Here is a 10,182-nt window from a genome sequence, read left to right as displayed (position 1 = left end):
GTAATGTGTTATGGTCTGAAAATCCTCCTCAGAGTCAAATACTGTTTAAATAACAGGGGGTGAAACTAAACACGCCCTCACCCCTTCTCAGGGGTTCCATCTCAAAGCTGCAGTTGCAAACCCCATAATCTTCTCTGCGAGTTCGCTATTGCCTCCAAGCTTTTTGTAAAGCCGATAACTTTCCCAAATCTTTGAGTAGAGCTTTTGAGATTCTCCTACATTCAATGATCTAGTTGTCACATACAGCCTTGTGAGGTGTATGGCCATCTCCAGCAGGTAGAAGTCAACCCGGCTGGGAGGAGGAACTAAAACCGGGTGTAGGTCGTCATAAGTTGGAATCAATGAGCACTCCAAAATACGTGCTTTCCCCAATTTGTCTTCGATCTCCTTCTCGGAAAATTTTATCCTTCCTTCTATGCTGGGAAGCCCCTTGATTTTCCTGATGGGAACTGATTTTGCATCTTCGAACTCAACTTCAACCGGCAGATTTAGGGCGGTTTTTACCAGCAGTTCAACGTCCCATGTTATGTGAATCGCTCCATAGGGATATTCCTTTATATCTCTGGCACTCTTCCCCTCAAAAAGCTTGAAATTCAGTCTCTTGTCTTTTCTGGTAACCCCAACTGGAGTTATGTTTGACTTGGTTACAAGGAGGACTTCGTAGATCTGACCTTCTTTTAAAATTTCCATTATTAAACCCTCCGACGGAAGAAAAAAGAGAATTAGAGGTTTTGTTTGGGGAGCACAAGAATGTCGTTTCTGTCTATGTAGAATGTCACTTCGCCTTGTGGTCTTAAGTGGACAACGTCTTTGTCGTTTATTGTTCTGGCAATTATTCTAGTTTCTCCAAACAGTCCAACGACTTCGATGAAAAATCCGTAGTATTCTATAAGGTCGACTTTGCCCGTTATTGCCACGGCATTTTCGATGGGGTGTAAGCTGATGCGCTCTGGTCTTATTACTATGACGACTTTGTCACTTTTGTCTGTGTATGTGAGCCCATCGAGTCTGAAGTTCTCGAATTCAACCGTTACCTTGTCCCCTTCTCTTTCCACGACTTCAGCAGGGATTACGTTGGTTTTGCCCATAAATGATGCCACGAATTCGGTCTTTGGTTTTTCGTATATTTCCTTTGGTGTTCCCACCTGCTCTATCTGCCCTATGTTCATCACAGCTATCCTGTCACTTATTGCCATTGCTTCTTCTTGGTCGTGAGTGACGTATATGGCTGTGATATCAAGTTCTCTCTGTATCCTTCTTATTTCAGACCTCATCTCTAACCTGAGTTTTGCGTCCAGATTTGAGAGGGGCTCGTCAAGCAGAAGTAACTTGGGTTCTACCACAAGTGCCCTGGCTATGGCAACTCTCTGCTGCTGACCACCACTGAGCTGTGTGGGATATCTGTCCTCGTATCCTTGGAGTTTAACCAACTCAAGGACCCATTTTACTCTTCTTTCGATTTCCTGCTTGGGGAGCTTTCTTATTTTGAGTCCATATGCAATGTTGTCATAAACTGTCATGTGGGGCCATAATGCGTAGTTCTGGAAAACCAGCACAGCTCCTCTTTCACTTGAACTTTTGTAGGTCACTTCTTCATCATCGAAGTACAGGTGCCCTTTGTCAGGGAAGTCGAGACCAGCAATTATCCTCAGCGTGGTCGATTTTCCGCATCCACTTGGCCCGAGCAGTGTAAATAGCTCTCCGTGTTTTATGTGGAGATCGATACCTTTCAGAGCAACGGTTTCACCGAAAGTTTTCACTATACTCTCAAGCCTGACCTCAACCATATTCTCACCTCATGTTAGCCCAATGAAGGAGTATCTTTGCTTTGTGATTATATTAACTACCACAATAGCAGTTATCTGCACAACTATCAAGAGAACACCTAATGCTGCTGCTATGTTTATACTGCCCGCTGCGGACATCAGGACTTCTTTCATGAATGCCGTTATTGGTGCCTGTTCCATGTTTATTGAACCAAGGGTTATTCCAACGCTTGTTTCGCTCATTGAATAAACAAAGCTCAGCATTGCTCCTCCAAAAGCGTTCAGAGATATCAGCGGCAACAAAATTCCAATTATCGTTTTCCATCTTGAGGCGCCGAGGTTCATGGAGGCTTCTTCTAGAGAAACATGAACCTGCTGCAGGCCAGCATAAACGGATCTTGCTGCAAACGGGAGCCTTCTTATAGAGTAAGCAAGTATCAACACCAGTGCCGGGTTAAATCCATAGAGCGATGTTGGATTTAGTGGTGAGTTCTCTGGGGTTATTGCTGAGAAGAAATAGAAGTATCCCATTGCTACCACGATTCCCGGTACCGCAATTGGGAGTATCACTATGCTCTCAAGGACGGGACTTAGAATGCCTTTGAATCTGCTTGTAGCGTAGGATGAGGTTATTGAGAGCAGTACTATGAGAATTACAGCTGCTCCGGAGTAGACAAGGCTGTTTACAATAAACCTTCTCACGTCGGGGTTCAGTATCATTTCTTTGATGTAGTCAATTGTGAATCCCTGCGGAAGGACGGTTGTGGTCCATCTTTCTGAAAAAGCAAGCATGACCACACCCAATTGTGGGAAGATTGTGATTAACAACACTGGGAGGAGGACTAAGTAGATCAAAAGGGTCTGCCATGGTTTTGGCTCGCTTATTCTTGGCTTCCATCTTCCGCCTTTACTTAACATTGCATACTGTCTCAAGCCCACGTACTTCCTTATGCCGAGGAAAGCAATTACTGCTAAGGCGAGCATTATTATTGAAAGGGCGGCTATTTCTGGGCTTCTTTCACCAAGACCATAGATGAACTTGCTGAATATCTGGTATGACATGAGCTTCTTGGCTAATGGGTCCCCATGGAAAACAACGGGTGCTGCTAAGTCCTCGAGGCTGAATATGAAGACCAGTGTTGCTCCCGCAGCGATTCCGGGGAGAGCAAGGGGGAACGTTACTGTTCTGAAGAGGTGGAATCCCCTGCTTCCAAGGTTTTCCGCCTGCTCCTCAAGGGTTGGGTCTATGTTGATAAAGCTCGCATAGGCGTTCAGGTAAACTATCGGGTAGTATGCCATAGCTTGAGCTAAAACCACACCGGCTAAACCGTCTATTTTAATCCTAAACGGAAGGATGTGGAGGACTTCGTGAAAGATGTAGTTTATAAGGCCATATTCGCTGAACATTTGCTTTATGACGTAGGCATTCACAAATGGAGTTACCAGCAGTGGGATGAAGAGGGCAATTCTAAAGAAATTCTTCCCTTTGAAGTTGTATCTCGCCATCACAAAGGCAAAGACAGTTCCTAATATTGCCGTAAGGAGCGTTACTAATATGGCGACAACAAGAGAGTTCAATACGACCCCGAAGTCTAGCCCTCTGATTAAATATAAGCTTTCTCCGGTGGAGGTCGCCAATTTTTGGGCAAACTCCCCTCGTGGGGGTATTTGGATATAGTAAGAATCGGTGAGTATGCTCTTAAACCAGTGGAGGGAAATATTTCCATCATACGTGAAGGCTATAAGCAGCATAGATAGAACGGGGACTATCAAAAACACTATCAGGTACAACAGTGGAAAAATATAAGAGAAAGCGACAAGGGGGTCGAACAGTGGAGTCCCAAACAGTCTCTCACTCCATTTGCTAACCTTCATCCTTGCACCTCCGCGAGGATGCTTTGATATTTCTCTCTTGCAGCATCTCTCCATTCTTGCATCAAGGTGTCTCTAAACGAAGCATCCTTTGCAAGTCTGTCGTTGATTTTTTCTGCGTATTCCTCTGTTAAGGTCACAATTTCTCCCGTATCTGGGTCTTTGAACTTTACAGGCTCAAGGAGCCTTGCTTTTAGCTCTTTGTATTTCTCTTCACTTATCTTTCCTTCTTTGTAGGCCTTAGCTAATGAAACCCATGCTCTGTGGAGCTCTTGGTTTGCATCGACTAATGTAGCCTTGAAATAGAGCTGCATTGAGTTTATTGTAGCTAGAGCTTTATTGTCGTCGAATTCTATTCCTTGTGTGGTTAGAGCGCTTTCATAAGCTTTCTTCAGGTCGGGTCTCTTTTGTCCTTCTGGAGTATCAAATACGCTTGGATTGACTGGTAATCTGTTTATCTCCTCATCAAGCCATATCTTTTGCCCTTCCGTTAGAACCCAGTAAATAAACGCCTGTGCAGCCTCTTTTTGTTTTGAATTCACAAGAAGGGCTATTGGGTCACCGTTTATAATGCTCTGTCCCTTTGGAATGATGTACTCACAAGAAGGATTCAACTTCATTGCAGTGTATCCGTAAAAGTCGATTGTACTTCCGACAGCTATGTCTCCTGCAATTACCGCTTCTCTAACGGCATCACTGGCGTCATAAATCTTTGAATTTGCAGCAATTAGCGTGAGAACCTTCCATCCTTCATCCCATCCAAAAGCCTGGAGAATTATCTGGTAAATCCTCGTATTTGAAGTACTTCTTGTTGGATCGGCAATTCCTACTTGAGGTGGATCCATGGCGAAGGTTTCACTTGCTATGTCCTCCCACCCTTGGGGAACAGGAAGGCTCCATCTCTCAAGAACATCATGGTTCACAGTGAATCCAAATGAAGATAATGCCGCTGCGATCCAGTATACTTTTCCATCATCTCCTTTTCTTACCATGGGCATTCCAGCAATTGTTTCTTGGATTTGGGTGCCAATAAGCCCGAGAACATTTTGGTCTTCTATGGGAGCGAGGTAATTGTTCTTGAAGAGGTCATCAAAGAGTGTTGGCCCTCCTCCCCATCCAACGTCGGCTCCTTTTTCTATGTAGTCCGGCCACAGTGACTCAGGAGCTTTTATAAACTTCACATCCTTGATGTTGTACTGTTTTGCTATATCGCTTTGGAGAAACATCTTCTTTGCCATTACCTGTATATTCACGTCGTGTCTTGTTAAAACTACAAGTGTTATTCCCTCTCCTCCAGTTTGTGTTCCTGTCTGGGTTCCTTCTCCGCCAATACATCCTGCGGCGACTGTACTGAGCAATACAATGATCAAAATCGAAAGGCTCGCAAATTTTTTCATCAAGCTCACCCCTTTTGGAGTTCAGATGCCCATTTTTAAATTTTGCCATAAAGATGTTAAAATTAAACAAAAAGAATGGAAAGAGGAAAATCACTTCTTCCTTCTAAAGGCTAGTGGGATTAGGATTAGCCCTACTAAAGCCGCTGGGCCACAAACTCCTCCGCTGCTGGTTTCTGTTTTTGAGGCTTGCTCTAATGACCAGTGTATCATGTTTGTAACAAATGCTGGACCATCGAGGTCGACTCCATGGTATTGGGCTGACCAGGTTGGTTCATAGTCACCGTATGGGCTCTCACCGCTTACGATGAGGACGCTCTGCTTTCCGTTATCAAATTTAATTATTTCTGCCGCTAAGAGCGTAAAGACTCCTACGTCTCCAGCGCTGTATGCATATGCGGGAGGATCATTGTTCTCTACAATAGTACCGTCTTGTGAAGTCTTTACAATCCTATAAACGTTCTCTGGGATGTTTCCGTCAACGAGTTTTTGCCAGTTTCCGTTGTCATCAACCCATGCAACTATTGCGGGGCCGTGGTAGAGGACTTTACCCTCATGCTGGAAGTTCTGGGTGAGCTTTTCTTTGTCTGGGGTGTTATCATCTGGCTGCACAAGACCAACAACTCTGTAAGAAGCCCCAGCGTTGCTTGTTGGGTCTTCAACAGAACAGAGGTCAATTCTTAAGTGTCCAACGCCGAGCTGGTCAAGAAGGGCGTTGACAATATCTTGTGCCAGCACACCGCTACTACCATAGTCGCTATCAGCGGCAACCCAGAGAACTTTTCCTCCTTGCTTGAACCATTCAGCAATGGCCTGGATTTCATCGGGTTGGAACGGGCTTGTTGGTTGTCCGAGAATGAGCATGTCAACGTTTGCAAGGGCATCGGCAGTTATCTTTTCTCCAAAAGGTGATTAATACCGAGCGTGTCTGCGGCCATCGGGTCACCAAAATAGCCCCATTCGACATCGGTAATGGTCTTTACAATTCCATGGGCAAGAGTCTTGTTAGTTCCGTATTCAAGCACATCCTCTGCAAGGTACTTCTCGTTTTCTCCGTGGGCTAAATCCACTGCAACTGTTGCTGCGCTGGCAAAAGCCATACCAAAAAGACCAAACAATACAAAAACTGAAATTAGTATCGAAAGCTTCCTCATGGCGTTCACCAAAGTATTTTATAAAATTTGAAAGTTATAAGATTTTTGACTGTGAGAACGATACTGCGTACGATAATAGGGGGATATTATTCTCTTAAATTCATTCAAAAAGTGCTAGAGTCGAAAGCGAAGCTTAAAGATCCCTTTTCTGCCTCAAATGGAATAAGATATATTATAAAGTTAAACTTTACATTGCATGTTCTTCACATCCTTTCTCGTGCTTTTTCTTGTGTTCCACTTCTCTCCCATAAGAATCGGCTTTGATGGGTTTAATCGATAAATACGTCGCCATTTATTTTTTTCTGAGCTAAAACTGCCTTCACTGTTGTTCTCTTTAATCCTTGATGTTAATCACTTTGGTGCTTTTATCTTTACATTGTTCAACATTATAGTAAAGCTTATCATATTTGAAATCGTATGTTATTTGAGGGATATCCATGACGGAGATAAAGCATGTAAAAATTGGGGAGGACAAGTTCAGGATTACAGAGGAGGAAGTTGCAAGAAGGGAGCTTAAGGTGACAAAGATAAGTGACGACGTCATTCAGGTCCAGGAGGAAGTTCATGGAATTATAGCTGTTGTGGGCGCGGTAAGCAGCGTCAACATCAAGAAAGAGGAACTTAGGGAACTTATAAGAGTTGCAAGAGAGGAATTCGGCTGGACGGATATCTGCTGAACTCTTTTGTTTTTCCTTTGGTATCATTGGAAGTGATATATTTTATGGTGGTAAAATTTTATAAAACTGAAAGTAAACATATTATTGGTGATGCTATGTGGCGGTTGGAGAAAAAATAACCATTAGTGTGATAAAGGCTGATATCGGAGGATGGCCAGGACACTGCAAGGTTCATCCAGCGTTGATAGATAAGGCCAACGAGATTTTGAGTAAGGCAAAAGAAGAAGGAACGATAATCGATTTCTACGCCACATATTGTGGTGATGATCTGCAGCTCATTATGACGCACAAACACGGTGTTGATAGTGAGAAAGTACATGGCTTGGCTTGGGATGTGTTTAAAGAGGCAACTGAAATAGCAAAAGAGCTCGGTCTCTACGGGGCTGGCCAGGATTTGCTTAAAGATGCTTTCAGCGGAAATGTCAGGGGAATGGGCCCCGGAGTAGCTGAGATGGAGATTACCCTGAGAAAAAGCGAGCCCATAGTTACGTTTCACATGGATAAGACAGAACCGGGAGCATTCAACCTGCCGATCTTCAGGATGTTTGCCGATCCATTCAACACCGCCGGACTTGTCATCGATCCTCACATGCATATGGGCTTCAGGTTTGAGATATGGGACATAAAGGAGCACAAGAGAGTTATCCTGAATTCACCCGAAGAACTTTATGACATCTTGGCCCTCATAGGCGCAAAGTCTAGATACGTGATAAAACGCGTGTATCCAAAGAAAGGACACAATCTGCCCGAAGACGAGCCGGTGGCAGTTATAAGCACCGAAAAGCTGTATGAAATTGCGGGGGAATACGTGGGAAAAGATGACCCAGTGGCAATAGTAAGGGCTCAAAGCGGACTTCCAGCCCTTGGAGAAGTTCTTGAGCCATTTGCATTCCCACACCTTGTGAGTGGGTGGATGAGAGGTTCCCACAACGGCCCAATAGTGCCCGTTCCTCTTAAGTACGCAACTCCCACGAGGTTCGATGGGCCTCCAAGGGTTGTGGCATTAGGATGGCAGATCAATAAAGACGGAAAGCTGATAGGCCCAGTTGACCTCTTTGATGATATAGCATTTGATGACGCAAGAAAGAAGGCAGTGGAAATTGCAGACTACATGAGAAGGCATGGACCATTTGAGCCACACCGCTTGCCGCTTGAGGAAATGGAGTACACAACCTTGCCTGGTGTTCTGGAGAGGCTTAAGGACAGGTTTGAGCCAGTCTGATTTTCTTTATCTTTTTGCTTGTTCTCTTTGTTAGTTTCTGGGAATTCATGAAATTCACTTGAATTACCCAAAATCTTAAATAATTTGTTCTTCTACATAACACTTAGAGTGATATGGGAGGGAGGGACATGAGGTTTTCAGTACTTAAGATAAACCTCAATGAAAAGAAAGTTGAAAGTGAAGAATTTGAGCGAGAGGGGGTTTATGGCATAATTGACTATGCCTTGTATTTGCATGATGAGGTTTACAAAACCTATGAGCTTGATGATCCGTATGATCCGAGAAACGTCATGATTTTTGGAAAAGGACCATTCGCTGGTTCTGTTCTTCCGGGCGCTCATAGAATGACCTTTGTTTATAGGTCACCCCAGTACGGAGGAGTTTTTCCATCAACGATGGGCGGTGCTGCATATCAGTTCCAGAGGGTTGGAGTAGATTTTGTGGTTCTTGAAGGCAAAAGGGAAAAGCCTACAGTTGTAGTTCTTTTCAACGATGGAGAAAACCTGAATGTTGAGCTTCATGAGATTGAACTTGAAAAGGTAATCGAGATATGGAAGGGCTACAAAGGGGAAGAAGGAGTTTATGCCCTCACTCAATACCTCATAGATAACTTCAACAACAAGTTTGACGGCATGGAGTATAGAATAGCCTGTGTTGGGCCGGCTTCTCTAAACACCCATATGGGAGCGGTGTTCTCTCAGACTTTGAGAAACGGCAAGAGGGTTGTTGGAAGCGAGGACTGGGCTGCAAGAGGGGGTACCGGAAGCGTTCTGCTAAGGGCACACAACGTTGTTGCCGTAATATTTGGTGGAAGAGCAAAGAGAAAGTTCCCAAAGGGTGATATAAGCAACATAACGGTGGCAAAGCAGATAGTTGAAGGCGTTCACAAGAAGCCCATGAACGAGGTCATATCAGAAAAGACCGTGAAATACAAATACAATCCTAAGCTCAACACGGGAGGAACCTTTGGAGGAAACTATCCAGCTGAAGGAGATTTAGTGCCCATACTCAACTGGCAGATGCCCTACATTCCAAAAGAAGACCGTATTAAAATCCACGAGAACATAATGAAATATTACTGGGAGCCCTTCAACAAAGAGGCGATAGAAACTAAAAACTGGACTAACTGTGGAGAGCCGTGCCCGGTGGTGTGTAAGAAATACGCCAACGGTCACCACATAGAGTACGAGCCGAGAGAAGCTAATGGGCCTTTAAGCGGTGTGATAACCCTTAGGGCAAGTGATGTAAGCGTTCACGCAGTTGATGCTATGGGATTTGATGCTATCAGCTTTGGAGGCACTGCCGCATGGGTTTTGGAGCTTGTCTATAGAGGACTGCTCAAGCCAGAGGAAGTTGGAATCAGCGACAAGCCCGAATTTGATAAGGACTCCCTTCTCCTAAAGCCTGTCGAGACCAGTGAAAAGAATGCCAAGCTTGTTGCTGAATTAGCCCATAGGGTTGCTTTTGCTGAAACGGAAATTGCCAAGATAATTGGAGAGGGTATAAGGAGGGCAAGCGAGGTACTTGACGAGAAGTTCAAGGACAGGCTGAGTTATGGAGAGAGCTTCAAGGATTATGGAGTTTATACCCCGCTCGGGGCAAATGGAGAAATGGTACCAACTATGTACTGGGCGATAGGAAACTACATACCTCTGCCAATTCAGGGCCGCTATTGGACTTTCTACCAGTTTGGAGTCTTTCTTGAGCCTGAAGAGCTTGCAAACAAGATAGTTGCAAGTGCCCTTAATGAGTACTGGTACGACAACGTTGGATGGTGCAGGTTCCACCGTGGATGGGCGACACCTGTGTTGAGAGCACTCTTCATGGAAGCTTATGGAGAAAATGTAGACATGGAAGAACAGGCCAAAAAGACGATAAGAAAACTCGTTAACTTCCTCAAAAAGGCCGGTTATGAGCCGGTATTCTGGGATTCAATGAGAGTTGTAGATTTGATTGCAAAAGGTGCTGAAGAGTTTGGCAACCAGAAGTGGGCAGAGCAATTTAAGAAAGACAAAGTTGTTACTGCAAAGGAGTATCTCAGGAGAGTTTTGGCAGAATACAGCAGAATTTTGGGAGTTGATTGGACTCTTTAATTTT

Annotated in this window: 9 protein-coding genes; 3 read left to right on the top strand and 6 right to left on the bottom strand. The window is 44.3% G+C overall.

Features of this window, described 5'->3' with window-relative positions; genetic code table 11:
- Positions 1–87: 87 nt before the first annotated feature.
- The 6 genes from GBV73_RS04675 to GBV73_RS11310 all read right to left on the bottom strand — a co-directional run bounded on the left by GBV73_RS04675 (position 88) and on the right by GBV73_RS11310 (position 6,195).
- Positions 88–690, bottom strand: coding sequence for a DUF447 domain-containing protein (locus tag GBV73_RS04675; RefSeq protein ID WP_152879678.1), 603 nt, complete (start codon positions 688–690; stop codon positions 88–90).
- Between the two features lie 32 nt (positions 691–722).
- Entirely contained in the window at positions 723–1,787 is a 1,065-nt protein-coding gene (locus GBV73_RS04670) for an ABC transporter ATP-binding protein (protein WP_152879676.1), read from the bottom strand.
- Positions 1,788–1,796: 9 nt separating this feature from the next.
- Complete coding sequence (locus GBV73_RS04665) at positions 1,797–3,641, bottom strand: iron ABC transporter permease (RefSeq protein WP_042700219.1); 1,845 nt, start codon at positions 3,639–3,641, stop codon at positions 1,797–1,799.
- Positions 3,638–5,035, bottom strand: a complete 1,398-nt coding sequence (locus GBV73_RS04660) for an ABC transporter substrate-binding protein (protein WP_152879673.1) — start codon at positions 5,033–5,035, stop codon at positions 3,638–3,640. Before GBV73_RS04660 ends, GBV73_RS04665 begins: the two co-directional genes overlap by 4 nt.
- A gap of 90 nt (positions 5,036–5,125) precedes the next feature.
- Positions 5,126–5,896 carry a CGP-CTERM sorting domain-containing protein gene (locus tag GBV73_RS04655; protein ID WP_253910297.1) on the bottom strand — a complete coding sequence of 257 codons (771 nt, stop codon included), beginning with the start codon at positions 5,894–5,896 and terminating at the stop codon, positions 5,126–5,128.
- Positions 5,897–5,922: 26 nt separating this feature from the next.
- Positions 5,923–6,195 (bottom strand): hypothetical protein, encoded by a 273-nt coding sequence (locus GBV73_RS11310; protein ID WP_253910296.1) that lies wholly within the window; start codon positions 6,193–6,195, stop codon positions 5,923–5,925.
- A gap of 428 nt (positions 6,196–6,623) precedes the next feature.
- Here GBV73_RS11310 and GBV73_RS04650 point away from each other — a divergent pair, with 428 nt between their 5' ends.
- The 3 genes from GBV73_RS04650 (at position 6,624) to gor (ending at position 10,178) form a co-directional block, all read left to right on the top strand.
- Positions 6,624–6,863 (top strand): hypothetical protein, encoded by a 240-nt coding sequence (locus GBV73_RS04650; protein ID WP_042700209.1) that lies wholly within the window; start codon positions 6,624–6,626, stop codon positions 6,861–6,863.
- Between the two features lie 97 nt (positions 6,864–6,960).
- Complete coding sequence (fbp, locus tag GBV73_RS04645) at positions 6,961–8,085, top strand: fructose-1,6-bisphosphate aldolase/phosphatase (RefSeq protein ID WP_225806998.1); 1,125 nt, start codon at positions 6,961–6,963, stop codon at positions 8,083–8,085.
- A 128-nt stretch (positions 8,086–8,213) separates the two neighbouring features.
- Entirely contained in the window at positions 8,214–10,178 is a 1,965-nt protein-coding gene (gor, locus tag GBV73_RS04640) for a glyceraldehyde-3-phosphate:ferredoxin oxidoreductase (protein ID WP_152879671.1), read from the top strand.
- Positions 10,179–10,182 lie beyond the last annotated feature (4 nt).

Source organism: Thermococcus sp. 101 C5 (assembly GCF_009372125.1).
Lineage (GTDB): Archaea > Methanobacteriota_B > Thermococci > Thermococcales > Thermococcaceae > Thermococcus_A > Thermococcus_A bergensis.
This window is presented reverse-complemented; position numbering and strand designations above follow the sequence as displayed.